Annotated in this window: 22 protein-coding genes; 17 read left to right on the top strand and 5 right to left on the bottom strand. The window is 57.4% G+C overall.

The genetic code is table 11. The features are described from left to right. The first annotated feature begins 41 nt into the window (after positions 1–41). Positions 42–1,157: a GNAT family N-acetyltransferase gene (locus AC6I8R_RS19535; RefSeq protein ID WP_208724364.1), complete on the top strand. Its 1,116-nt coding sequence runs from the start codon at positions 42–44 to the stop codon at positions 1,155–1,157. Here AC6I8R_RS19535 and AC6I8R_RS19530 read toward each other — a convergent pair. Continuing rightward, the gene (locus AC6I8R_RS19530; RefSeq protein WP_497832709.1) at positions 1,154–2,986 is read right to left on the bottom strand and encodes an ABC transporter ATP-binding protein; all 1,833 of its coding nucleotides are present in this window, start codon (positions 2,984–2,986) and stop codon (positions 1,154–1,156) included. The two genes, AC6I8R_RS19535 and AC6I8R_RS19530, sit on opposite strands and share 4 nt — an antisense overlap. Positions 2,987–3,049: 63 nt before the next feature. Between AC6I8R_RS19530 and AC6I8R_RS19525 the strand changes: the two genes are divergently transcribed. From AC6I8R_RS19525 to AC6I8R_RS19480, 10 genes are all read left to right on the top strand, one after another. Further along, a complete protein-coding gene (locus AC6I8R_RS19525; RefSeq protein ID WP_021184937.1) occupies positions 3,050–3,556 on the top strand; it encodes a GNAT family N-acetyltransferase in 507 nt (168 codons plus the stop codon). Between the two features lie 544 nt (positions 3,557–4,100). Further along, complete coding sequence (locus AC6I8R_RS19520) at positions 4,101–5,495, top strand: MFS transporter (protein ID WP_415173624.1); 1,395 nt, start codon at positions 4,101–4,103, stop codon at positions 5,493–5,495. Then, positions 5,476–6,435: a 2-hydroxyacid dehydrogenase gene (locus AC6I8R_RS19515; RefSeq protein ID WP_497832708.1), complete on the top strand. Its 960-nt coding sequence runs from the start codon at positions 5,476–5,478 to the stop codon at positions 6,433–6,435. The genes AC6I8R_RS19520 and AC6I8R_RS19515 overlap by 20 nt, the downstream gene beginning before the upstream one ends. 195 nt (positions 6,436–6,630) lie before the next feature. After that, positions 6,631–7,797 (top strand): HD-GYP domain-containing protein, encoded by a 1,167-nt coding sequence (locus AC6I8R_RS19510; protein ID WP_497829706.1) that lies wholly within the window; start codon positions 6,631–6,633, stop codon positions 7,795–7,797. 108 nt (positions 7,798–7,905) lie between these two features. After that, a complete protein-coding gene (gene kdpF / locus AC6I8R_RS19505; RefSeq protein WP_071783594.1) occupies positions 7,906–7,995 on the top strand; it encodes a K(+)-transporting ATPase subunit F in 90 nt (29 codons plus the stop codon). Then, entirely contained in the window at positions 7,995–9,674 is a 1,680-nt protein-coding gene (gene kdpA / locus AC6I8R_RS19500; protein ID WP_497832707.1) for a potassium-transporting ATPase subunit KdpA, read from the top strand. The genes kdpF and kdpA overlap by 1 nt, the downstream gene beginning before the upstream one ends. Before the next feature lie 7 nt (positions 9,675–9,681). After that, positions 9,682–11,730: a potassium-transporting ATPase subunit KdpB gene (gene kdpB / locus AC6I8R_RS19495; RefSeq protein WP_021184931.1), complete on the top strand. Its 2,049-nt coding sequence runs from the start codon at positions 9,682–9,684 to the stop codon at positions 11,728–11,730. A gap of 11 nt (positions 11,731–11,741) precedes the next feature. Next, positions 11,742–12,314: a potassium-transporting ATPase subunit KdpC gene (gene kdpC / locus AC6I8R_RS19490; protein ID WP_497832706.1), complete on the top strand. Its 573-nt coding sequence runs from the start codon at positions 11,742–11,744 to the stop codon at positions 12,312–12,314. Positions 12,315–12,403: 89 nt separating this feature from the next. Beyond that, a complete protein-coding gene (kdpD, locus tag AC6I8R_RS19485; protein ID WP_021184929.1) occupies positions 12,404–15,079 on the top strand; it encodes a two-component system sensor histidine kinase KdpD in 2,676 nt (891 codons plus the stop codon). Between the two features lie 54 nt (positions 15,080–15,133). Next, positions 15,134–15,631 (top strand): TIGR00645 family protein, encoded by a 498-nt coding sequence (locus AC6I8R_RS19480; protein ID WP_013510903.1) that lies wholly within the window; start codon positions 15,134–15,136, stop codon positions 15,629–15,631. Positions 15,632–15,703: 72 nt separating this feature from the next. Here the strand turns inward: AC6I8R_RS19480 and AC6I8R_RS19475 are convergent, their stop codons facing one another. Then, positions 15,704–16,645 carry a LysR family transcriptional regulator gene (locus AC6I8R_RS19475; protein WP_021184928.1) on the bottom strand — a complete coding sequence of 314 codons (942 nt, stop codon included), beginning with the start codon at positions 16,643–16,645 and terminating at the stop codon, positions 15,704–15,706. Between the two features lie 93 nt (positions 16,646–16,738). On the opposite strand from AC6I8R_RS19475, the gene AC6I8R_RS19470 reads away from it, so the two are divergent. The 3 genes from AC6I8R_RS19470 to AC6I8R_RS19460 all read left to right on the top strand — a co-directional run bounded on the left by AC6I8R_RS19470 (position 16,739) and on the right by AC6I8R_RS19460 (position 19,436). Continuing rightward, positions 16,739–17,947 (top strand): MFS transporter, encoded by a 1,209-nt coding sequence (locus AC6I8R_RS19470; RefSeq protein ID WP_021184927.1) that lies wholly within the window; start codon positions 16,739–16,741, stop codon positions 17,945–17,947. Between the two features lie 92 nt (positions 17,948–18,039). Beyond that, on the top strand, positions 18,040–18,366 hold the full coding sequence (locus AC6I8R_RS19465; protein ID WP_021184926.1) for a hypothetical protein: 327 nt from the start codon (positions 18,040–18,042) through the stop codon (positions 18,364–18,366). A 173-nt stretch (positions 18,367–18,539) separates the two neighbouring features. After that, positions 18,540–19,436, top strand: a complete 897-nt coding sequence (locus AC6I8R_RS19460; RefSeq protein ID WP_497832777.1) for an alpha/beta hydrolase — start codon at positions 18,540–18,542, stop codon at positions 19,434–19,436. Positions 19,437–19,444: 8 nt separating this feature from the next. On the opposite strand, the gene AC6I8R_RS19455 is transcribed toward AC6I8R_RS19460, so the two are convergent. Then, positions 19,445–20,359 carry a bestrophin family protein gene (locus AC6I8R_RS19455; protein ID WP_208724354.1) on the bottom strand — a complete coding sequence of 305 codons (915 nt, stop codon included), beginning with the start codon at positions 20,357–20,359 and terminating at the stop codon, positions 19,445–19,447. A 238-nt stretch (positions 20,360–20,597) separates the two neighbouring features. Between AC6I8R_RS19455 and AC6I8R_RS19450 the strand changes: the two genes are divergently transcribed. From AC6I8R_RS19450 to AC6I8R_RS19440, 3 genes are all read left to right on the top strand, one after another. After that, entirely contained in the window at positions 20,598–21,239 is a 642-nt protein-coding gene (locus tag AC6I8R_RS19450; protein WP_415173628.1) for a hydrolase, read from the top strand. A 162-nt stretch (positions 21,240–21,401) separates the two neighbouring features. Next, the gene (locus AC6I8R_RS19445) at positions 21,402–22,538 is read left to right on the top strand and encodes an epoxide hydrolase family protein (protein ID WP_415173629.1); all 1,137 of its coding nucleotides are present in this window, start codon (positions 21,402–21,404) and stop codon (positions 22,536–22,538) included. A 144-nt stretch (positions 22,539–22,682) separates the two neighbouring features. Beyond that, positions 22,683–23,699, top strand: a complete 1,017-nt coding sequence (locus AC6I8R_RS19440) for a zinc-dependent alcohol dehydrogenase family protein (RefSeq protein ID WP_021184919.1) — start codon at positions 22,683–22,685, stop codon at positions 23,697–23,699. Positions 23,700–23,871: 172 nt separating this feature from the next. Here the strand turns inward: AC6I8R_RS19440 and AC6I8R_RS19435 are convergent, their stop codons facing one another. Beyond that, positions 23,872–24,651: an L-threonylcarbamoyladenylate synthase gene (locus tag AC6I8R_RS19435; protein ID WP_497832705.1), complete on the bottom strand. Its 780-nt coding sequence runs from the start codon at positions 24,649–24,651 to the stop codon at positions 23,872–23,874. A 320-nt stretch (positions 24,652–24,971) separates the two neighbouring features. Further along, entirely contained in the window at positions 24,972–25,904 is a 933-nt protein-coding gene (locus AC6I8R_RS19430) for a nucleoside recognition domain-containing protein (RefSeq protein WP_208724350.1), read from the bottom strand. Between the last annotated feature and the right edge of the window lie 15 nt (positions 25,905–25,919).

The following is a 25,919-nucleotide window of genomic DNA, read 5'->3' as shown; positions in this document are numbered from 1 at the left end:
GTTTGACTACAGGTTTGCTGTTATCTGGCCGGGAGCCGTGGATGTCCTTGCTTCACCTGTCATCGCTGGCGGAGATTAGCGCCGCCGCGTGGGATGCATTGTTACCTGACGATCAACCCTTTTTACGCCACGCTTTTCTGCTGACGCTGGAAGAGAGCGGCAGCGTGCGGCCGGAAAGTGGCTGGCAGCCGGATCACCTTATCTGGCGCGAACAGGGTGAAGTGCGTGCCGCGCTGCCGGGCTATCGCAAACGCAATTCGTGGGGCGAATATGTGTTCGATCACGCCTGGGCCGATGCCTGCCAGCGGGCGGGCATTCCTTATTATCCCAAATGGCTGGGGGCGATTCCGTTCAGCCCGGTGACCGGTGCGCGCCTGCTGGGCGATGCCGCCCCATTAATCGCACAGTTACCGGATTACCTGCATCAGCACGGTCTGAGCAGCGCCCATATCAACTTCACCACGCCGCACGCCAATGCCTTGCTCGAACAGGCCCCGGACTGGCTGGCACGTCTTGGCATTCAGTATCACTGGCACAATCGGGGCTACCGGGATTTCCAGGATTTTCTCGATACCCTGATGTCGCGTAAACGTAAACAGCTACGCAAAGAACGCGAGCAGGTGGCGAGTAACGGCTTTGCTTTTGACTGGTATCGTGGCGATCAACTGCGTGAAGATCAGTGGGATTTTATTTATACCTGCTACGCCAATACCTATGCGGTACGCGGTCAGCGTCCCTACCTGACGCGGGATTTTTTCAGCCTGCTGGCCGAACGGATGCCGCACAGCATCCGGGTGTGCATCGCTTCGCTGCAACGGCAGCAGGCAGCGATGGCGTTCTGCCTGGTGGATGGTGAGACGTTGTATGGCCGCTACTGGGGCTGCCTGGCGGAGTTTGACCGGCTGCACTTCGAAACCTGTTTTTACCAGGGAATGGACTACGCGATGGCCGAGGGGTTAGCGCGCTTTGATGCGGGTGCGCAGGGCGAACACAAACTGGTGCGAGGCTTCGAGCCGCAGATCACCCACTCGTGGCATTATCTCAGCCATGCGGGGTTACGGGCGGCGGTGGACGATTTTCTGCAACAGGAGCGGGCAGGGATACGCGCCTGGGAGGTTGAGGCGCGCGACGCCCTGCCGTATCGACGCGGCGATTAATCCACGCCGACAAAACCACCGGTCTGATGCTGCCACAGGCGCGCGTACAAACCGTTGTGCGCCAGCAGCTCGCGGTGATTACCCATCTCGACAATTTGCCCCTGCTCCAGCACCACCAGACGATCCATTTTGGCAATGGTGGAGAGACGATGGGCGATGGCAATCACCGTTTTGCCCTGCATCAGCGTTTCCAGGCTCTCCTGAATGGCCGCTTCGACTTCCGAATCCAGCGCCGAGGTGGCCTCATCCATGATCAGAATCGGCGCATCTTTCAGCAGCACGCGAGCGATGGCGATACGCTGGCGTTGCCCTCCCGACAGCTTCACGCCACGTTCGCCGACATGCGCATCCAGCCCGGTGCGGCCCTGCGGGTCAGACAGCAGTGGAATAAACTCGTCGGCACGCGCACGGCGAATCGCCTGCATCAGCTCCGCTTCGGTGGCATCAGGGCGACCATATAACAGGTTTTCACGAATCGAACGGTGCAGCAGTGAAGTGTCCTGGGTGATCATGCCAATCTGACCACGCAGGCTTTCCTGAGTGACGTTGGCGATGTTCTGGTCGTCAATCAGGATGCGGCCACCGTTCAGGTCATACAGCCGCAGCAGCAAATTCACCATCGTCGATTTACCGGCACCGGACGGACCGATCAGACCAATTTTCTCCCCCGGCTTGATGTTAAGGTTGAGGCGATTGATCACCTGGCGACCGCCGCCGTAATCGAAGCGCACATCCTCAAAACGGATCTGGCCGCGCGTCACCTGCATCTGCTGTGCGGCGGGCGCGTCCTGCACGCTGAGCGGCTGGGAAATGGTGTTCAACCCATCCTGCACCATGCCGATATTTTCGAAGATGCCGTTCACCACCCACATAATCCAGCCGGACATGTTTACCAGGCGAATCACCAGGCCGGTTGCCAGCGCAATCGCACCGACGCTAATCAGTGACTGGCTCCATAACCACAGCGCCAGACCGGACGTGCTGACGATCAGCATGCCGTTCAGGGTCGATAGCGTGATATCCATGCTGGTGACCATGCGGCTGGCGTGCTGGGTTTTGTCGGTTTGCTCCTGAATCGCTTCGCGCGCATAACGTTTTTCCAGATTGTTATGGGCGAACAGCTTGATGGTGGCGATATTGGTGTAGCCATCGACAATGGTGCCCATCAGCTTCGAGCGCGCCTCGGAAGACACCACCGAACGCTGTTTCACGCGCGGCACAAAGAAACGCAGCGACAGGCTATAGGCGACCAGCCAGATAATCAGCGGGATCATCAGCCGCCAGTCGGCCTCGGCAAACAGCACCAGCGAGGTGATGGCGTAGATCAAAACGTGCCAGATGGCATCCACCAGTTGCACCGCCGAATCACGCAGCGAGTTACCGGTCTGCATAATGCGTTGCGCGATACGTCCGGCAAAATCGTTCTGGAAAAAGTTCAGGCTCTGACGCAGCACGTAGTTATGATTTTGCCAGCGGATCAGGCTGGTCATGCTGGGGCTGATGCTTTGATGCACCAGCAGATCGTGCAAGGCAATCACGATGGGGCGGAAAATTAGCGCCACCGCCGCCATCCACAGCAAAATCGGCCAGTTATCAGTAAACAATGTCGCCGGAGTCGAGTGGTTAACCAGATCGATAATGCGGCTGAGGTAGCTGAACAGCGCCACTTCAATCAGCGCCTGCACCAGCCCGACAATCAGCAGGGCGAGAAAACTCGGCCAGACCTGACGCAGATAGTAGAGATAAAACGGCCAAACAGTGGAAGGGGGAGAATCCGTTGGTGCATCCTGGAAAATATTGATAAAACGTTCAAAACGGCGATACAGCATAGCGTCACTCTTTCCGTCTCATTGAATCATTCAGCTTAGTGTAATTTCCAGGAGAATAGCGATATGGATTTGATTATCCGTGGCCGTGAACCGCGTGATGCGGCGGCATACCAAAGGTTGTTTAGCCAACCGGCGGTTTATGAATGGACCACGCAGCTACCCTTTCCCAGCGTTGCTACCTGGGAGAAAAAATTTGAGAAAATGGATGCGGAAGGCTTCATTGCGTTTGTGGCGGAAATCGACGGCAACCTGGTGGGGGAGCTGACGTTGTTTGTTGAACATCGGCCCCGCACCCGCCACAGCATCAGCTTTGGTATCAGCGTTGACCCGGCATTCAGTGGGCGCGGTATCGGTGAAAAACTGATCCGTACCGGCATGGATTACGCCTTTAACTGGCTGGGCGTGCAGCGTATGGAGTTGGAGGCGTTTCACGATAATCACCGTGCGCTGCGCTTGTACCAGCGTCTCGGTTTTCAGCACGAAGGGGTGCGGCGCAAAGCCTGCCTGCGCAATGGCGAGTACCACGATATCGTGGTGATGTCGGTATTGCGGGAAGAGTGGGCGCAATGAATTGCGCCGCTACCGCTCACACCGATCCGTAGCGGCGCGATTTATCGCGCGGATTTTCCCTACAGCGCACACGAAATTGCGCAATGAATTGCGCCGCTACCGCTCACACCGGTCCGTAGCGGCGCGATTTATCGCGCGGATTTTTCCCACAGCGCGCACGAAATTGCGCAGTGAATTGCGCCGCTACCGCTCACACCGATCCGTAGCGGCGCGATTTATCGCGCGGATTTTCCCCACAGCGCGCACGAAATTGCGCCGCTACGTAATGTGTTAGCCTGCTCATAGTTGCATCACGAATGATTTTCTTCGACCTGGCGCACACTCCCGGCTTTTGCTGCCGGAAGATTTAGGGTTCTGTGCAGCACCGCACCCTCCTTTGTGGCATCCGCCAAAACGCGTGCGAAATTCCCCGTGCAATTCCCCCATCCGCACAATGACCGCGCCATGTCCGGCTCTCTATATTTTCTCAACAGGGAAATTTAAGCGGTATTCCTGAACACATCATCCGGGGCAGGAGGCTCCCCCTGATTAAGGAATTCACCCCATGTCACAACAAAAAAACGCTGGCCGTACCAGCCATGTCCGTATCTGGGTCCTGATGTTGATCCTGTTTCTTTCCGTCGTGGCCTACGCCGACCGCTCGATCCTGTCGATCTCTGGTTCAGCGATCAAAGAGGAGTTTGGGCTATCGGCGATCCAACTGGGGCTGATCCTCTCCGCCTTTAGCTGGGCCTACGTGATCGGCCAGATTCCCGGAGGATTGTTCCTCGATCGCTTCGGCACCAAAAAGGTTTATGGCGTGACGCTGGCGCTCTGGTCGCTTGCCACCATTGCGATGGGTTTTGTTGGTGAGTTTTCCAGCGGCATGACGGCGGCGCTGGCGCTGATGTTTGCGTTGCGCTTTGTCCTCGGTCTGATCGAGGCACCCAGCTTTCCGGCCAACGCTCGCGTGGTGATCATGTGGTTCCCCAGCGCGGAACGTGGGCGCGCCTCGTCGCTCTTCAGCTCGGCGCAATATTTTGCCGTGGCGATCTTCTCACCGCTCTCCGGCTGGCTGGTTTCGCGCTATGGCTGGGAGTGGCCGTTCTTTGTGCTGGGCGGCATCGGCGTGCTGGCGGTGTTTGTCTGGGCGGCGTATATGCGCAGCCCGAAACAGCACCCGCAGGTGTCAGAAAACGAACTGCGCCATATCGTGGACGGTGGCGCGCTGGTAGATATCGATGCGGCGCAAACGCTCAAAGCCCGCCCGGCACTGAGCAAAGCGATGTTCAAAAAACTGCTCAGCAACCGGATGCTGTGGTGCGCCTACATCGGTCAGTACTGCATCATCGCGCTGAGTTACTTTTTTATCACCTGGTTCCCGATCTACCTGGTGCAGGCGCGCGGCATGAACATTCTTGATGCCGGGTTTGCCACCATTGCTCCGGCGTTGTTTGGTTTTGCCGGTGGTATCAGCGGGGGCTTCATCTCGGATAAGCTGCTGGCGCGTGGCTGGAGCATCTCCTGGGCGCGTAAAACGCCCTATATCGTCGGCATGCTGATGGCGGCGACGCTGATTCTCGCGGCGGTGATCCCGAGCAACGTCGGCATCATCGCCATCATGTCCTTCGCCTTCTTTGGCAAAGGGGTCGCCGCCGGGGCGGGTACCTGGACGATAGTCAGCGATACCGCACCGAAAGAAGCGGTGGGCCTGGCCGGTTCGATCTTCAATGGCATCGGCAATATCGCGGGTTTTCTCACGCCGCTGCTGTTCGGCATCATCGTTGGCGTGACCGGTAGCTACAGCATCGGCCTGGTGTTTGTCGGCGCGCATTGCGTGGTCGCTGCCTTGCTGTTCTGGCTGGTGATGGGACCGATCGAACGTGTCGGCGAGGAGCAGGAATCTGGCGTTACATCGTATGAAAAACAGGGGAAAGAAGATGGCATCAACGCAGTTTAAGGTATTGATGAAAGGTCCGTTACTGCCGGTACGCTTGCAGGACAACCTGGATGCGCAGTTTACCACTTACCGCCTGTGGCAGCAGGATGATCAGGCCGCCTGGTTGGCACAGCACGGCGCGGAAATTGACGCGCTGGTTACCAGCGGCAACGCGTTGATGGGCGCCAGCGCCGAGTTGATGGACCAACTGCCCAACCTGAAAGTGATTTGCAGCAACGGTGTGGGCTATGACGCCATCGATATCGCAGCAGCCGAGGCGCGCGGCATTGTGGTGACCAATACCCCCGGTGTGCTCAACGCCTGCGTCGCCGACACCGGCATGGCGCTACTGCTCGATGTGGCACGCCGCATCAGCGCGGCGGATCGTTACACGCGCGCAGGACAATGGCAGAGCCAGGGGCGTTATCCGCTCACCACCAAAGTGGGGGGCAAAGTGTGCGGCATTGTCGGATTGGGGGGCATTGGCAAAGCGCTGGCGAAGCGCGCCCAGGCCTTTGATATGGATATTCATTACTACAACCCACGTTCACGCCCGGATGTCCCTTATACCCGCCATGATTCGTTGTTGTCGCTGGCACAGCGCGCCGACTTTTTGGTGCTGACGCTGCCGGGTGGCGCGGCGACCCATCATCTGGTGGATGCCGGGGTACTGCGTGCGCTCGGACCCAAAGGCTTTCTTATCAACATCGCACGGGGCAGCGTGGTGGATGAACAGGCGCTGATCGCCGCGCTGGAAGCCGGTGAAATCGCCGGGGCCGGGCTGGACGTGTTTGAACAGGAACCCGCCGTTCCCGCGGCGCTGCGCCAGCGTGAGGATGTGGTCATCACCCCGCATCTCGCCAGCAGCACCGAGGAGACGATGGCGGCGATGGCAGATTTGGTATTTGAAAACCTGCTGGCCTTTGCACAAGGCGAAGCAGTGCTGACCAGGGTGGTTTGACCGAAGTAGCGGCGCGATTTATCGCGCAACATGCACGGATTTGCGCAATAAATTGTGCCGCTACGGTATGTGCCAAAACCTCCCGGCATCACTGACTTTATCGCGCCATTCCGCAGATCGCACAAAACCGCCTGAAGATATTTTGTTCAGCTGCCGATATCTCTCTACCATCCACTGATATTAAGGAGAGATATCGTGATAAAGCTGATAACCGTTGACGAACTGCGGCCGGGGATGTTTGTCCACAAACTGGAGGTGTGGTGGATCAAAGACAAACGCATTCGCAACCAGATGCTGATCACTGATAAACGCCAGATCGCCTGGATCCGTAATGAAGGGATCCTTGAAGTCTGGATCGATCTTGATAAATCGGTGCAGGCACCACAGAAGCCACCTGAACCGAAAAAAGAAATTCCGCAAACGCCGTTTTTTCACGAAATTGACCAGGCGCAGGCGATCTTTACCCAGGGTAAACCCCAGGTGCTGGCAATGTTCAACGAAGCGCGCCTTGGGCAGGGCCTCGACCTCAACTATACCCTGAACCTGGTGGACGAAATCGCCGGATCGCTGACGCGTGAACCCACCGCGTTACTCAGCATGGCGCGCTTGAAAAACCATGACGACTACACCTATCTGCACTCGATGGCGGTATGTGGTTTGATGATTTCGCTCGGTAAAAAACTCGGGCTGGATGAACAACAGCAGCGGCGCGTAGGCATGGGCGGATTGCTGCATGATGTCGGCAAGGCGGCGGTGCCGCTGGAGATTCTCAACAAACCTGGCAGGCTCACCCCGGAAGAGATGGCGATCATGCGTCAACATCCGATTGTCGGCGCGCAGATGCTGATGGAAGCCGACGCGGATGAGGATTTACTGGATATTACGCTCCATCATCATGAAAAAATGGATGGCAGCGGCTATCCGCACGGCCTGAAAGGGGAAGAGATCAGCCTTTTTTCACGTATGGCAGCGGTGTGCGACGTGTACGATGCCGTGACCTCCGATCGCCCCTACCGTAAAGGCTGGACCCCGGCTGAAGCGATGCACAACATGCTGAGCTGGCGTGGCCACTTCGATATCAAATTGCTGCAAACCTTTGTGCGTTCCATTGGTATCTATCCGGTGGGATCGCTGGTGCGGCTGGCCTCCGGGCGGGTAGCGCTGGTGGTACAAGCCGGTGAGCAATCGCTGTTGAAGCCGAAAGTGCATGTCTTCTGGTCGCTGCATGCGCAGCGGGAAATCAAACCAGAAGAGCTTGATCTCGGCGACAGCTTTTGTACCGACAGCATCACCGGTGCCGAAGACAGCAGCATGTGGCATAACATCGATCTCAATCGTATCTGGGCGCTGGAAAGCGCCTGATTTTCGACCATTTTTATACTTTTTTTACGCCCGCCAATCGCCTTTTTACCTCTTCTTTATATCGCCGCGCGCATGCTTGCAGCACAACCAAATCCTCTGGAGGTCGCTGTGAGTGTGGGCGTGATAACCGGCATCGTGCTGGTGTTTTTATTACTGGGCTATCTGTTTTATGCCCTGCTTAACGCGGAGGCATTCTGATGGCTGCCAATGCATTTCTGCTGATCGCGGTGTTTCTGCTGGTGCTGATGGTGCTGGCGCAGCCGCTTGGACGCTTTCTGGCGCTGATGATTGCCGATAAACCGCTGCTGCCGCGCACCGAGCGCGCGCTGTGGCGGCTGGCGGGTGCTGACGGCGAGGCGATGCGCTGGCCGCATTATCTGCTGGCGATTCTGCTGTTTAACGCGCTGGGCTTTATCTTGTTGCTGGTGATGCTGATGATGCAGGGCGCATTGCCGCTCAATCCGCAGCACTTGCCGGGGCTGAGCTGGGATCTGGCGCTGAACACCGCCATCAGCTTTGTCACCAACACCAACTGGCAGGCTTACAGCGGTGAAAGCACCATGAGCTACTTCAGCCAGATGGCGGGATTAACGGTGCAAAACTTCCTGTCGGCAGCTACCGGTATCGCCGTAGCGTTTGCGTTGATTCGTGGTTTTGCCAATCGCTCGCTGGCGACCCTGGGTAACGCCTGGCGCGATCTGACCCGTATCACGGTTTATGTGCTGCTCCCCATCAGCCTGCTGATGGCGCTGTTCTTCGTCAGTCAGGGCAGCATTCAGACCTTTGAACCCTATCATGCGATCTCCACGCTGGAAGGGGCGCAGCAAACCTTGTCGCTCGGTCCGGTAGCGTCGCAGGAAGCGATCAAAATGCTCGGCACCAACGGCGGAGGGTTCTTCAATGCTAACTCGGCGCACCCGTTTGAAAACCCCAATGCGCTAACCAACTTCGTGCAGATGCTAAGTATCTTCCTGATCCCGGCGGCGCTGTGCTTCGCGTTTGGTCAGCAGGTGGGCGATCGTCGTCAGGGGCATATGTTGCTGTGGGCGATGACGTTGATGTTTGTGCTGGCGGTGGTCACGGTGATGTGGGCTGAGCTGCGCGGTAATCCGCACTTCCTGACGCTGGGAGCTGACAGTGCCATCAACATGGAAGGCAAGGAGACGCGCTTCGGTATCCTCAATTCCAGCCTGTTTGCGGTGATCACGACGGCGGCCTCCTGTGGTGCGGTGAATGCGATGCACGACTCCTTCACCGCGCTGGGCGGCATGGTGCCGATGTGGTTGATTCAACTGGGGGAAGTGGTGTTCGGCGGCGTGGGGGCCGGGTTGTACGGCATGTTGTTGTTCGTGCTGCTGGCGGTGTTTATCGCGGGCCTGATGATTGGCCGTACCCCGGAATTCCTCGGTAAAAAAATCGACGTCTGGGAGATGAAGATGACCGCGCTGGCGATTCTGGTGACGCCGACGCTGGTGTTGATCGGCACGGCGCTGGCGATGATGACCGAAGCGGGACGGGCCGGTATGGCTAACCCCGGCACCCACGGTTTCAGCGAGGTGCTGTACGCCGTCTCTTCGGCTGCCAACAACAACGGCAGCGCCTTTGCCGGTTTGAGCGCCAACACGCCATTCTGGAACCTGCTGCTGGCGGTCTGCATGTTCGTTGGTCGCTTCGGCATCATCATTCCGGTGATGGCGATTGCCGGTTCGCTGGCGGTGAAAAAAGTGCAACCGGTGGGTAACGGGACACTGCCGACGCACGGCCCGCTGTTTGTCGCCCTGCTGATTGGCACCGTGCTGCTGGTGGGTGCTCTGACTTTCATCCCCGCACTGGCGCTTGGTCCGGTGGCGGAACATCTGCAATTAATTCAGGGATAACGGAATCATGAGTCGTCAACAACTGGCCCTGTTTGATGCGCGACTGACGCGCGTCGCTATGCTGGATGCGGTGAAAAAACTCGATCCACGCGTGCAGTTTCGCAACCCGGTGATGTTTCTGGTGTGGCTCGGTAGCGTGCTGACCAGCGTACTGGCGATCGGCATGGCCGCAGGGCAATTAAACGGTAGCGCCGGTTTTACCGCCGGGGTGGCGGTCTGGCTGTGGTTTACCGTGCTGTTCGCCAACTTTGCGGAAGCGCTGGCGGAAGGGCGCAGCAAAGCCCAGGCCAACAGCCTGAAAGGGGTGAAAAAAAGCGTCGATGCGAAAAAACTGGCGGAGCCACACTACGGAGCCGCCTGGAAAGCCGCGTCGGCGGATAGCCTGCGCAAAGGCGATGTGGTGCTGGTGGAAGCGGGTGACATCATTCCGTGCGATGGCGAAGTGCTGGAAGGGGGGGCGTCGGTGGACGAAAGCGCCATTACCGGCGAATCGGCCCCGGTGATCCGTGAATCCGGCGGTGATTTTGCCTCGGTGACCGGCGGCACGCGCATACTTTCCGACTGGCTGGTGATCCAGTGCAGCGTTAATCCGGGGGAAACCTTCCTCGACCGCATGATTGCTATGGTGGAAGGTGCCAAACGCCGTAAAACCCCGAATGAAATTGCGCTGACCATTCTACTGGTGTCGCTCACCATCGTGTTCCTGCTGGCGACCGTCACGTTGTGGCCATTCTCTGCCTGGGGCGGTACGCCGGTCAGCATCACCGTGCTGGTCGCGTTGCTGGTGTGCCTGATCCCCACCACCATCGGTGGCTTATTGTCGGCAATCGGCGTGGCGGGGATGAGCCGTATGCTCGGTGCGAATGTTATCGCCACCAGTGGCCGTGCGGTGGAAGCGGCGGGTGACGTTGATGTGTTGATGCTGGACAAAACCGGCACCATCACCCTCGGCAACCGTCAGGCGACGCAGTTCCTGCCAGCGCCTGGCGTCAGCGAACAGCAACTGGCCGATGCAGCGCAACTGGCCTCGCTGGCAGATGAAACGCCGGAAGGGCGCAGCATTGTGGTACTGGCAAAGCAGAAGTTTAACCTGCGTGAGCGTGACCTCAGCAGCATGGGGGCCAGCTTTATCCCGTTCTCGGCACAAACGCGTATGAGCGGCGTGAACGTGCAGGATCGCCTGATTCGTAAAGGGGCGGTGGATGCGGTGCGCCGTCATATCGAAGCCAGCAATGGCCGCTTCCCGGCGGAGGTGAATGCCGCGGTGGAAGAGGTGGCGCGTGCCGGTGGGACACCGCTGGTGGTGGCGGAAGGCGCTCAGGTGCTGGGCGTGGTGGCGCTGAAAGATATCGTAAAAGGTGGCATCAAAGAGCGTTTTGCCGAACTGCGCAAAATGGGCATCAAGACCGTGATGATCACCGGTGATAACCCGTTAACCGCTGCCGCGATTGCGGCTGAAGCGGGCGTGGACGATTTTCTCTCGGAAGCGACCCCGGAAGCCAAGCTGGCGCTGATTCGCCAGTATCAGGCGGAAGGGCGGTTGGTGGCGATGACTGGCGATGGCACCAACGATGCCCCGGCACTGGCGCAGGCTGACGTCGCGGTGGCGATGAACTCCGGCACCCAGGCGGCAAAAGAAGCGGGCAATATGGTCGATCTCGACTCCAACCCGACCAAGTTGCTGGAGGTGGTGCACATCGGGAAACAGATGCTGATGACTCGCGGTTCACTGACCACCTTCAGTATCGCCAACGACGTGGCGAAATATTTCGCCATCATCCCGGCAGCGTTTGCCGCCACCTATCCGCAGCTCAACATGCTGAATGTGATGCAGCTGCACTCCCCCAATTCCGCCATTTTGTCGGCGGTAATTTTTAACGCGCTGGTGATTGTGTTCCTGATCCCGCTGGCCCTGAAAGGGGTGAGCTACCGCCCGCTGAGTGCCGCTGCGTTGCTGCGCCGCAACCTGTGGATTTACGGGGTGGGTGGGCTGGTGGTGCCGTTTATCGGCATCAAAGCGATTGATGTGCTGCTGACCCTGTTGGGCTTGGCGTAAGGAGAAGAGAAATGAGTCAGTTACGTCCTGCTATTGTATTGTTAGTGCTGCTGGCGGTCATCACGGGTGGCGTATATCCGCTACTCACCACCGGCCTGGCGCAATGGTGGTTCCCGACGCAGGCCAATGGTTCGCTGCTGGAGCAGAATGGCGAGGTGCGAGGTTCTGCCATGATTGGTCAGGCATTCAGCCAGCCCGGTCATTTCTGGGGCCGCCCGTCGGCCACTGGCGACAGCGGCTATAATCCGCTGGCTTCCAGTGGCAGCAATCTGGCAGGCAACAACCCGGCGCTGGATAAAGCGGTGGCGGAGCGCGTCGCGGCGCTGCGTGCCGCCAATCCACAGGCCCCGACGGCGGTGCCGGTGGATCTGGTGACCGCTTCGGCCAGCGGCCTCGACCCGGATATCTCCCCGAAAGCTGCGTTGTGGCAGGCACCGCGCATTGCAGCAGCGCGCCAGATGCCGTTGCAGGAGGTTGAAGCCTTGATTGCACGCCATACTGAACGTCCGTTGCTGCCGTTTACTGGCGAAGAGACGGTGAACGTGCTGCGGTTAAATATGGCACTGGATGCATTAAATAACTAACACCGTAGCGGCGCGATTTTGTGCACGCTGTGGGAAAAATCTGCGCGATAAATCGCGCCGCTACGGATCGGAGAGATAACGGACTGAACATGAACGACGAACTGCCGCGCCCGGACCCCGATGCGCTGCTGCTGAACCACAGCGATAGCCATCGCGGCAAACTCAAAATCTACTTTGGTGCCTGTGCTGGGGTGGGGAAAACCTATGCCATGCTCCAGGAGGCGCAACGCCTGCGTGCCCAGGGACTGGATGTGCTGGCGGGTGTGGTCGAAACCCACGGCCGTGATGAAACCGCCGCCCTGTTGCAGGGGCTGGCGGTTTTGCCACGTCGCGCCACCGGCCGTTCACGGCACGCGGAGTTCGATCTGGATGCCGCGCTGGCGCGCCATCCAGCGGTGATCCTGATGGATGAACTGGCGCACACCAACGTGCAGGGTTCACGCCATCCGAAGCGCTGGCAGGACATTGAAGAGTTGCTCGATGCCGGTATCGATGTGATCACCACCGTCAACGTGCAGCATCTGGAAAGCCTGAACGATGTGGTCGGTGGCGTTACCGGTATTCAGGTGCGCGAAACCGTGCCCGATCCCTTCTTCGACGCCGCAGATGAAGTGGTGCTGGTGGATCTGCCTCCCGATGATCTGCGTCAGCGGCTGAAGGAGGGCAAAGTCTACGTTGGCGACCGCGCCGAACGTGCTATCGAAAACTTCTTCCGTAAAGGCAATCTGTTTGCCCTGCGTGAACTGGCGCTGCGCCGTACCGCCGACCGGGTCGATGACCAGATGCGTGCCTGGCGCGATCAACAGGGACGCGACAAGGTGTGGCACACGCGTGATGCCATTCTGTTGTGCATAGGCGATGACACTGGCAGTGAAAAGCTGGTGCGTACCGCGGCACGGCTGGCGGCACGGCTTGGCAGCGAGTGGCACGCAGTGTACGTGGAAACGCCACGCCTGAATCGCCTGCCGGAAGCGCGTCGCCGCGCCATTCTGCGCACGCTGCAACTGGCGCAGGAGCTGGGGGCGGAAACCGCCACTTTGTCCGATCCCGACGAGGCGCGCGCGGTACTGCGCTACGCCCGTGAACACAACCTCGGCAAGATCGTCACCGGCCGCCAGCCACAGCGGCGTTGGCGGCGTGACAGTTTTGCCCAGCGGCTCGGTGAACTGGGGCCGGACCTCGATTTGCTGGTGGTGGCGCTGGATGAACCGGTACGCGATGCCCCTTCGCAGCTAAATGGTCAGCGCGCCAGCGCGGAAAAATGGCGTATGCAGCTACGCGGCTGCCTGATGGCGCTGGTGCTGTGCATCCTGGTTACCGCCGCAGGTCGCTGGTTGCTGGTTGAGTTTGCCCCGGCCAATGGCGTGATGATCTATCTGCTGGCGGTGGTGATTGTCGCGCTGCGCTTTGGTCGCTGGCCGTCGGTCTTCGCCACGGTGATCAACATCCTCGCCTTTGACCTGTTCTTTGTGGCACCGACCGGCACCGTGGCGGTGTCGGATCTGCAATATCTGGTGACTTTCGGGGTAATGCTGGCGGTGGGGGTGATTGTCGGTAATCTGACGGCAGGTGTACGTTACCAGGCGAGGGTGGCGCGTTATCGCGAGCAGCGGGCACGCCATCTGTATGAGATGGCGAAGTCGCTTGGCAGCGCGTTGACGCCACAGGATATCGCCAGCACCAGCCAGCGGGTGATTGAGGTGACGCTTCAGGCACGCAGTCTGCTGCTGCTGCCGGATGAGCAGGGCGAGTTGCAGGCGGTGGGGGAAAGCAGCATGGGCACGCCACCGGACCTGGGCATTGCTAAGTGGAGCTACAGCAAAGGGCAACCCGCCGGGGCCGGCACCGATACCTTACCGGCGGTGCCGTACCAGATTCTGCCGCTGAAAAGCGGCAACCACTGCCGTGGCTTGCTGGTGGTGGAGCCAGAGAATTTACGTCAGCTGATGATCCCGGAACAGCAGCGGCTGGTGGAAACCTTCACCGTATTGATCGCCAACGCACTGGAACGGATGGCGCTGTCGCAAAGCGAAGCCGCTTCGCGCCTGGCGGCGGAGCGCGAGCAACTGCGTAACGCGTTGCTGTCGGCGCTGTCGCATGACCTGCGCACGCCGCTGACGGTGTTATTCGGTCAGGCGGAAATGCTGATGCTCGACCTTGCCAGCGAACAGCCGAAATATGTCGCACAGGCAAATCAGATCCGCGAGCAGACGCTAAGTACCATCCGGCTGGTCAGCAACATGCTGGATATGGCGCGCATCCAGTCTGGCGGGTTGAATCTGCGTGAAGAGTGGGTGGCGCTGGATGAGGTGATCGGTGGGGCGCTGAGCAGCATGGGCCCCTCGCTGAAAGGCCATGATTTCACCCTCGATCTGCCTGCTGAGCTGGTGTTGATTAAAGGCGACAGCAGCATGCTGGAGCGGGTGTTTACCAATATCATCGAAAATAGCCTGAAATATGCCGGGAACGCGGCACAGCATGGCATTCGCGCCTGGCGTGAAAATACCCGGCTGGAAATCGCCATTTGGGATAGCGGTCCGGGGATTGCGCCGGATGCCCTGACACGCATCTTTGATAAGTTTGCCCGTGGCGATAAAGAATCGGCCGTGCCGGGCGTGGGTCTCGGACTGGCGATTTGCAAAACCATTGTCGAATCTCACGGTGGACGCATCTGGGCGGAGAACCGTCCCGAAGGCGGCGCTTCGTTCCGGCTCTCGCTACCGCTGCCGCCGCCTCCTGAAATTTCTGAAGACGGGCTGAAATAACTTCACATTTGTTCGGTTATAATCGCCGACTTGTCGGTTGATTAATGGGAAATTATGGAACGTTTTACCGAGAACCTGATGTATGCATCGCGCTGGTTGCTGGCACCGGTTTACATCGGACTTTCACTGGGATTGCTGGCGCTAACGATTAAGTTTTTCCAGGAGATTTTTCACCTGTTGCCTGACATCCTCAGCATCGGTGAAAACGATCTGATTCTGCTGCTGCTGTCGCTGGTGGATATGACGCTGGTTGGTGGCCTGCTGGTGATGGTGATGCTGTCCGGTTATGAGAACTTTGTTTCTAAGCTGGATATCGCCGAACACAAAGAGAAGCTGAGCTGGCTCGGCAAGATGGATTCCGGTTCGCTGAAGAATAAAGTGGCGGCGTCGATTGTGGCGATTTCCTCAATTCACCTGCTGCGGGTGTTTATGGAAGCGCGCAACGTCGCCAATGATAAACTGATGTGGTTTGTGATTATCCACCTGACGTTTGTGCTGTCGGCGTTTGTCATGGGGTATCTGGACAATATGTCCAAAGCAGAGAAAAAATAATTCCGTAGCGGCGCGATTTATCGCGCAATTTCGTGCGCGATGCGGGAAAAAGACGCGCGATAAATCGCGCCGCTACGACGGCACTCTGCCTGCGGGTTGTGTCCCCGCTAACTGCGGCATCACTTCGCGAATCATGGCAAAAAACTTCTGCAACCTTGCCGGGTAGTAACTGGCCCACGGATAGGTTAGCCATACCGGTAATGGCGGTGCCTGCCACTCTGGCACCAGTTGAATCAAATCGCCGCGCGCCAAATCCTCCTGCACTACCCATGACGACACCACGGCCGCGCCCATGCCCGCCAGTGCGGCTTTGCGTACCGCGTACAGGCTGTCGCTGGCCAGGCGTGGGCTGATCGCCAGATTCACCGGATGTCCGTCGCTCAGGCGTTGGAGCGCAATCTCGCCGTGATAAAAACTGGTGAGCGCCAGCCACGGCAGATGCGGTAACTGTTCAACCTTTTCCACCGGCGGATGCGCGGCCAGTAACGACGGGGCAGCCACGACAAAACGCGGCACCTCCGCAAGCAGAATGGCCACCACTGAAGGGTCGGTCGGCGCACCGACCTGAATGGCACAGTCGACGTTTTCGGCGACAAAATCGGGCGTGCGGTCGTTCAGCATCCACTCCACATTCAGGCGCGGATAGCGTTGCAGATAATCCACCAGCGGGGCGACCAACTGATCCTGGCCAAACGCATGTGGCGCCCGCACCCGCAACGTACCCACCGGGTCATCGCTGGCACCGGTCAGCTCATCTTCCAGCGCGTACCAGGTGGCGAGCAGTTGGCGCGCCTGTTGATAGCAGCGCTCGCCGTCATCGGTAAGTTTCAGCGCATGGGTGGTGCGCAGAATCAGCTTCAGCCCCAACCGCTGCTCCAGCGCCTGCAAACGGCGGCTGATGGTCGGCTGGGTGGTGCCGAGCTGCGCGGCAGCAGCCGACAAGGAGCCGCTCTCCACGATGCGAATAAAGGTTTGCATCAGCTCGATGCGATCAACACTGGAAAGATTGCTCATACGTACCACGTATAACGGTTTTGCTTTTCATCAGTCTACCGCGTATGGCTGTGACGCGCTTTAATAAACGCACTTTCACGGGGGAACCGAATTATGTCTGCCATGACGCAATCATCTGAACAGGTCACTGAGTCACTACCCACACCGCTGGTCTTTACGCTGGCGGCGGGTGCCGGTCTGAGTGTCGCATCGATTTACTACAGCCAGCCGATGCTGGATATCATCAGCAAACAATTTAACGCCAGCATTGGCAGCGTCGGCATGGTGCCGATGCTGACGCAGGCAGGCTATGCGCTGGGCATCCTGCTGCTGGCCCCGCTTGGCGATCGCCACGATCGTCGTACCATCATCCTGATAAAAGGTTTGCTGCTGATGGCGGCGCTGCTGCTGTGTGGTTTCTCCGGTGGCCTGAACGCGTTGCTGATCGCCAGCTTTGTTACTGGTTTAACCGCCACCGTGGCGCAGGATATTGTTCCGGCGTCGGCAGCGCTGGCCCCGGAACGTAGCCGGGGGAAAACCGTGGGTACGGTGATGACCGGGCTGTTGGTCGGCATCCTGCTCTCCAGGGTGGTGAGCGGCGTGGTGGCGGAGTACTTCGGCTGGCGCACCATGTACCTGGTGGCTGCCGCAGCGGTACTGATGATCAGCCTCGCCCTGTGGCGCGTGCTGCCACGCTTTACACCGGGCACCTCGGTGAGTTATCCGCGTCTGCTGCTGTCGCTGGCGCATCTGTGGCAGCATCACCAGACGCTGCGCCGTGCCGCACTGGCGCAAGGCTTGCTGTCCGTAGGTTTTAGCGCCTTCTGGTCAACGTTGGCGCTGATGCTGAGCGATCGCTTCCATCTGGATAGCGCAGTGGCAGGTGCCTTTGGCCTGGCGGGTGCCGCCGGTGCGCTGGCCGCACCGCTGGCGGGGAGCTTTGCCGACCGCATTGGTCCGGCCCGTGTGACCCAATATGGTGCCACGCTGGTCATGGTGTCCTTTGCGCTGATGTTCCTGTTGCCGGTGTTGCCGGTATCCGCCCAGCTTGGGTTAATCATCATCAGTACCGTCGGTTTTGACCTCGGCGTACAGGCGACGCTGGTGGCGCATCAGACGCTGGTCTACAGCCTCGCACCGGAAGCGCGTAGCCGTCTTAACGCCCTGATGTTCACCGTGGTGTTTATCGGTATGGCAACCGGTGCCGCGTTGGGTAGTCTGGCGTTGGCGCACTGGGGCTGGACCGGTGTGGTAGCGCTCTCGACCCTGGCGGCGGCGATAAGCCTGATGATTCGTCTGGCGAGCCGTCACCTGAAAAACTGATGTGTCAGGCTGCCTGATGAATTTAGTTGCATGGATGGCAACAGGTGCGCAACATGGGGCATCGCAATTTCTGGCAACTACAGGAGCCTGTTATGAAAGTTTGGTTGCTCGCCCTCATTGGGCTGTCACTGTCGACCAGTGCGCTGGCGGAAGATCCCAACGCAGACGCGGAACAAAACGTCTATGCCAGCCAGTTGTGCCATCTGGTAAGCAGCGAAAAAAGCACCGGAACGATGGACAGTTATGTGACAAAAATGAAGGCGCAAATCGCCAGCGGCCAGTCGGAATTCGATGAAGAGATGGCGCAGGAAGTGATCAGCGGTTGGTTACAGTTGGGCGAGGATGAACGCAGCCAGTTGCGTCATAACCAGCAGCAATGCGAACAGACGGTGATGACGCAATTTCAGCAGGAAGATTAAATCTTTTTATCGACCGGGGTAGCCCTAAAATTCGCGCCATTTTTGGCGCGTTTTTTATAGCTTTTTTGTACAGATTGCGTACATAATCGCCAGCGTTTGGCATTGGACTTGCATCACCATAACGAGACACAGCCTCAAGGCTGTCCCTTTCCTGACAGTGGCTTCACAGCATGATGATAACGCGTCGCCGCCTTTTGCTGGCAACCGGGGCAACAGTACTTTCGATGACCACAGGCAAACTGTTTGCCCGTGATGACATTATCCCTCTCTGGCCGGAAGATCCGCCCGGCGGCGGTGGCCCATCGGGTTTGCTGCGTGTCAGTGCCAACGGTTCCTGGTCCAACATTGTCTCCCCGGCTATCCAGCGTTTTCGCCCGGAAAATCCCAATGGCGAAGCGGTGCTGATTGCGGCGGGTGGCGGTTATAAATGGATCGGTATGGGGCGCGAGGCCTGGCCCGTAGCGCGCTGGCTCAATGCCAACGGCTACACCGCCTATGTGCTGAGTTACCGCTTACCGGGCGAGAAGTGGCAGGCGGGCCATCTGGCCCCGTTGCAGGATGCGCAGCGCGCGATTCGTCTGGTCCGTTCCTTTGAACGCAAAGTCCATGTGCTGGGTTTCTCGGCGGGCGGTCATCTGCTGGGAATGGCGGCGGCTCGCCCTGATTTCGACAGCTATCCGGCGCAGGACCCGCTTGATGAGGTGGTGCCGAAAGTGGACAGCGTCGGCCTGATCTATCCGGTGATCACCCTTGAAGCTCCGTATCAGCACACCAACACCCATTTGATGATGGTGGGGAAAAACGCCACCCCGGCGGAAGAGGCCAACTGGTCGGTACAGAACTTTGTTACCCACAACTATCCGCCCACCTTTCTGGCGCAGGCGGAAGATGACCACACCTCTAATCCGTATAACACCGAATTAATGCGTGATACCTGCCGCCGTATGCGCGTGCCAGTGGAGCTGATCGAGCTGAGCAGTGGCGGGCACGGTTTTGGCCTGGGTAAAGCGGGAACGCCAGCGGCACTGTGGGATCAGGCTTATACGCGCTGGCTGGACCATCTGATCTAAACTTTTGATTAAGTGAGGTTAAAATATTTATCCGGCTGCAACGGTTCCGGCAACGGATCACCGTTCATCGCCTTCAGGTTACGCTCAATCGCCACACAAATGGCGTCCAACGGCAGGTCATTCGGCGCGGTACCAAACGGGTCTTCCAGTTCCTCCGCCAACGATTCCAGTGACAAAAAGGTGTAGGAGATAAACACCGACACCAGTGGCGTCATGGCGTGCAGATCTGACACCAGCGCAAAAGGCAGCAGGGTGCAGAACAGATACACGGTACGGTGCAGAATCAAGCTGTAGGCAAAAGGAATCGGCGTGCTGGCGATACGATCGCATCCGCCCAGTATCGTGGAAAGATGATTCAGGTTCTCATCGATGCTTTGCCAGACAATATCCGACACATGCCCTTCATGCCGTTGTTGCGCCAGCCACTCCCCCATACACATCAAAATCTGCGTGGTCGCCAGCGGCTGATGTAGCACCGCATTGTGCCAGCGCGGCGGCAGGGTGCGCTGCAAATCCGTCAGCGGGTCCGTGCGGCGAAGTTGATGCTTCAGGCTCAGATTGAAGGCAATTTGCAGATCGGCAAATTCACGCGCCTGATCCAGGCTGAGCGTGCGAATACTTTTTACCTGGCGCAACAGGGAGCGCTGGGTAATCAGCAATGTCCCCCACAGGGTGCGGGCTTCGGTAAAGCGTGCGTAGCTGGCGTTGTTACGAAAGCCAAGGAAGATGGCGATCGACACACCAATCAGGCTAAACGGCGCGGTAGTCAGATGGATACCGAGCGTTTCATACCAGGGAAAACCGAGGATGGCGACAAGCGACATCAGCAGGTTGAGTGACAGGCGGAACAGGATGCTGGTGAGCACTGAACCATGCCAGTCAAACAGCCGCAGGAACCAATGCTGGTGGGGACGAACAATCATTTTTGCGATGGTGAATTTTTGATTTTGTGATCACAGGTTACGCCTGTCTTCACCGACTGATCAACGTTGTTTCGTAGGCTTTTGGCGAGGGAATGGTTGTTTTTTCCAGTTAAATCAATCTTCTAAAATCGTTTTGAACAACTTATAAAATTCTTTCCGTTATCTCTTCAGCACGGTTTTTTTTAAAGTTCATCTCAACGACACAACACACAAAACCTATACCGCTGAGGAATTTACCATGTCTAAACTTGACCTGCTCGACCCGCAAAACTCTACCCTGATCTTCATCGACCACCAGCCGCAGATGGCATTTGGCGTGGCCAATATCGATCGCCAGCAGCTCAAAAATAACACCGTTGCCCTGGCAAAAGCGGGCAAGATTTTCGACGTGCCGGTGATTTACACTTCGGTGGAAACCGAAAGTTTTAGCGGCTACATCTGGCCGGAACTGCTGGCGGTACACCCGGAAGCGAAGCCGATTGAGCGTACCTCAATGAACTCATGGGAAGATGCCAAATTTGTTGCCGCGGTAGAAAAAACCGGACGTAAAAAGCTGATTATCTCCGCGTTGTGGACCGAAGTGTGCCTGACCTTCCCGGCACTGATGGCGTTGAAAGCGGGTTATGAAGTCTATGTGGTGACCGACACCTCCGGCGGCACCAGCGTGGATGCCCACGAACGTTCGGTACAACGGATGGTGCAGGCCGGTGCGGTGCCGGTGACCTGGCAGCAGGTGTTGCTGGAGTACCAGCGCGACTGGTCACGCAAAGAGACCTATGACGCGGTGATGGACCTGGTGCGTGAGCACAGCGGTGCCTACGGTATGGGCGTTGATTATGCTTACACCATGGTGCATAAAGCGCCGCAACGTCAGGCATAATTATTTAGGGAACATTCTGTAGCGGCACGATTTATCGCGCCGCTACGAATTTGTGCTGGCAAACAACACACAAGAGCTTCTGAACCCGCGGATTCACAGATGCCTGAAGGCAGGAACAGGACTACAGTAAAATCTGAGCCTGCTTAACCTGAAGGAATCATTATGTCTGTGCAATCTTTTCAGATTGATATCGCGCAAGCGCAGCTGGATGACCTCGAATGGCGTCTGCGCCAGACGCGCTGGGCGGCGACCTTGCCCGGCGATGCGTGGCAGAAAGGCTCCGCCCCCGACGAGTTAAAAGCGTTGGTGGATTACTGGCTGCATCAGTATGACTGGCGTCAGCAGGAGCGCGAACTTAACCAGCTTGGGCATTATTACTGGCGGCAGGATGAGATGCAGATCCATTTTGTCCATCAACGCGGCAACGGGCCTGACCCGTTGCCGCTGTTGTTGACTCACGGTTGGCCCGATTCGTTTTTGCGCTACCAGAAAATTATCCCGCTGTTGACCGATCCGGCACGTTTTGGTGGCAAGGCGGAGGATGCGTTCGATGTTATCGTGCCATCGCTACCGGGCTTTGCCTTTTCGGCTTGTCCACCGGGCGGGGTTAACAACGCGCAAATCGCCGATCTCTGGGCGCAGTTGATGACCGAGTTGGGCTACCCGCGTTTCGCCGCCAGCGGGGGCGATATTGGTTCTGGCGTCACCCGCTACCTTGCGGTGCAGCACCCCGACAGGTTGGTGGGTATTCACCTCACCGATATCGGGTTGGTACGCCCGTTGATGCAGGCGACCGGTGCAGATCTAACCGATGAAGCGCGTGACTATCAGGCGGCAGCGATGAAATGGATTACGCAGGAAGGGGCGTATATGACGCTGCAATCCACCAAACCGCAAACCCTGGCATTCGCGCTCAATGATTCCCCGGTCGGACTGGCAAGCTGGATTCTGGAGAAATTCCACAGTTGGGGTGATTGCCAGGGCAATGTGTTTGGCCGCTTCAGCAAAGATGAGTTGCTCAATAACATCATGTTGTACTGGCTTACCGCTAGCTTCGGTACTTCAGCCAACCTCTATTACGAAAACAGCCACTCGCTTCCGCCGATGGCGAAAATCACCGTACCTACCGGGTTGACGCGTTTTCCGTATGACCTGATGCCGCCGCCGCGCCACTGGGCAGAGCAGAATCTGGCTATTCGGCACTGGCATGAACTGCCACGCGGTGGGCATTTTACCGCGATGGAGGAACCAGAGTTGTTGGCGCAGGAGATTCGGGCGTTTTATCAGCCATTGCGCTGAAAGGTATCATTTATGGCGATATCTAAAATCAAAAATCACGATTTCCGTGATGTCTTCTCCTTTGTCATGCTGAGCACCATCGGAAAAGGCAGGGATTCGCTATCGCTGCCACACTTACCTTTTTGCTGACGAGGATGACTGACAATGCAAGCGATGATCTTAAAAAGCCCCGGTGGACTGGAGAATTTGCAATTGGTGGACCTGCCGGACCCCGGCAAACCTGGGCCGGGTGAGATCCGGGTGGCAATTCATGCCACTTCACTGAATTTCCACGATTTACTGGTCGCCCAGGGGGCCATTCCGACCGCTGATGGCCGCATTATGATGGCAGACGGCGCGGGGGTGGTGGAAGAGATTGGCGCTGGCGTCAGCGAATTTAAGGTGGGCGATCATGTGGTATCCGGCTTCTTCCCGCAGTGGCAAGACGGATTATCCTCGGCTCAGGTCGGAAACTTTGCCCAAACACCGGGCGATGGTGCGCACGGTTTTGCCGCAGAAGTGGTGGTGCGTCCGGCCAGCCACTTCACCCTGGCACCAAAAGGCTGGCGACATGCGGAAGCGGCGACCATCACTACCTCCGGTCTGACGGCCTGGCGCGCCTTGGTGGGTGATGCGCAGATCAAAGCGGGTGATACCATTCTGACGCTGGGTACCGGTGGCGTGTCCATCACCGCGCTGCAAATTGCCAAAAGCATGGGCGCACGGGTGATCGTCACCTCCTCGTCCGATGAAAAGCTGGCGCGTGCGCGCGAGCTGGGCGCGGATGAGGTGATTAACTATCGCAGCACGCCGGAGTGGGGCAAAGCGGTGCAGCAATTGACGCAGGGTCAGGGTGCGGATGTGGTGATTGAGCTGGGCGGTCCCGGCACGATGGCGCAATCGATCGAAGCGGTGCGTGTCGGTGGTCATATTGCGTTGATCGGCGTGCTGACCGGGCGTGAAGGCGTGATCCCTACCTCGCTGTTAATGGCAAAGCAGGCGCGCATTCAGGGATTGATTGTCGGCCATCGCCGCCAGCAGCAGGACTTTGTGCGCGCACTGGATCAGACCGGCATTCGTCCGGTGATCAGCGACAGTTACGGCACCCTGGGAGATCTACCGGCCGCGTTTCAGCATCAACAAAACGCCGGTCACTTCGGCAAGATTACGGTGGAGTGGTAAATTTCATTGCGCGATAAATCGCGCCGCTACCGTATCTGCAAAGCTTCATAACGACGCGAATCATCGCGCTGTTATGAACAATATGTGCAAAGTTTCGTAGCGGCGCGATTCATCGCGCTGTTATGAACAATATCTGCAAGGTTTCGTAGCGGCGCGATTCATCGCGCTACAATTAATAATAATCGCCGTGACGATAATCCCACGAAGGGAAAATATCCGACAGCAGCGACATAATCTTATCAACATCAAGACCTTTGCGGATCAGCACCGGACAGGGTGTGATTTTGCGCTCGCCTTTTTGCTCCGGGATTAAACGACCTTCATTATCCACCATCGACACCATCACTCCCTGCTCATAACGCACTTTGTTGTCGTCATTGGGTTGAATGGATTTCACGTAATCGTTGGCAGCAATAATTAAATCGGCGCGGGATTCAATGCGTTCGCCAATACCTTCAACCAGACCGCGGTTACCCTGACCGGATGGGTTAGCGGAGCTGGCAAAGGAGAATTTACCGTGTTTTTCCCACAATTCTTTTGCCAGTATTTCACCCGGCTTGCCGAATTTAATCACGAAACAGCTGGTCTGGCGGCCATCCATCATTAATGCTTTGGAACCGTCAGCCGGAATACGCGACAACGCATCGTCACGCCACGGTAAGATGCAGCCCAGCAGAATGTCCTGATCCCAGTGGCGTTGATACAGTTCGTCGATTTCCGGGTTGAGCTGTGCCAGGGAACGCAGTTGCTCCAGCGAGCCGCACAGCACCACGCCTGGCTTGTTGCGATTACGGTTTTTCGCCTCGAACTTGCGATCCAGACCGGCTTTATCGGAGGTCATAATGATGTAGCCGACCTTGGTGGGGCTGACGATCATGCCGCCCTCTTTGGCCAGAATGTCGATGGCTTCGTGCTGTAACCCGCCATTCCAGGTTATTTTTTTACCGCTCATGGAAAGACCCTATCTGCATACAAAATATGACGCACAGGAATATTACCTGCGATGAATATAAGGGATTACGTTATTAACCCGATATTTCTTCAGGATATGTGCTGCCGATATTTATTAGCAGGCAAACCATTAGAGTTATAGGGTTTATTGCAGCGTTCAGCAATAATCGTCTCGGGATAATAATACTAACAATAACCGTCATGCAACTGATGAAAATAACGATAAAATAGATAGGGTTAATTTTAAATAACGCTTAAGAACTGTGGTGTTATTTAGGAAATTGAAGCGCTAAACAGGTGGTTACCTGTTTAGCGTTGCGTTTAAAAAAGGAGAGAATGCGCCGTGGCGCGCAGCGCGATACCTAACAGAATACCCGGTACGGCGAAACGGAACAGTCGTGGAAAGCGACTGGACAGCCCGAGGAAAATGCCAATGCCGGGCAGGTCGAAGGTCTGGATTAGCAAACCTGCCGACGCGTTAATATTGTGGGCGCTGTACAACCCTTTTTCCACCAGACCCGCAATGACGCCATAGTAGGCCGTGCCGCCTGCCAGGCATTTGGTGAGCGCGGGCAGAATGTAGACCTCGGAAATATTCAGCCGATCCAGCAACGGAGACAACCACCGGGTCAGCAATTCTACGCCACCGGCCTCTTTCAGAATGCCGACTACCGATAAGGAGAGGATCAACATCGGTAGCGAGCCAAGCGCCAGACGAATCGCATCGGAACCGGCATTATTGATAATGGCAATCAGGCCGGGCTTCGCTTCGTTATGACTGATCCCTTCGTCTTCATCACGCAGCGCGACGGCAGGGAGCTTACGACCAAAAAAGTGGTAAGTGGTGGAAGCCGCCACGATGCCCCCACAAATCGAGATCAGTATGGCCGCCCCCCAATGCAAACCGGCGGGAATCAAAGGATAAAAGGCATTTGCCTGGCCCATGGCAAATAACATGCTGAGCGTAGCAGCCATATGGCGATCGGAGGTGCCACGTTTTTCCATAATCGCCAGGGCGGCGAGCGGAGCGGCGAAACTGACAAAATTTAACTGGATGAGGGCAAATAACGCCAGCCCGGTAATACCCAAAGGTTTTAATAACGGCGTGGTATGACGCACAATAAAATCGAGTACGCCTTTTGCCTCCAGATATTTCATCACAAATAACATAACAACCATGATGGGAATCAGCGTATACAGCGCCACATCCACCGAGGCTTTGCCCGCCGACATAATAATACTGATGATATTCATGCCTGATTCTGTTCC

This window comes from Pantoea sp. X-Soil-OKNW-713, assembly GCF_059730685.1.
This window is presented reverse-complemented; position numbering and strand designations above follow the sequence as displayed.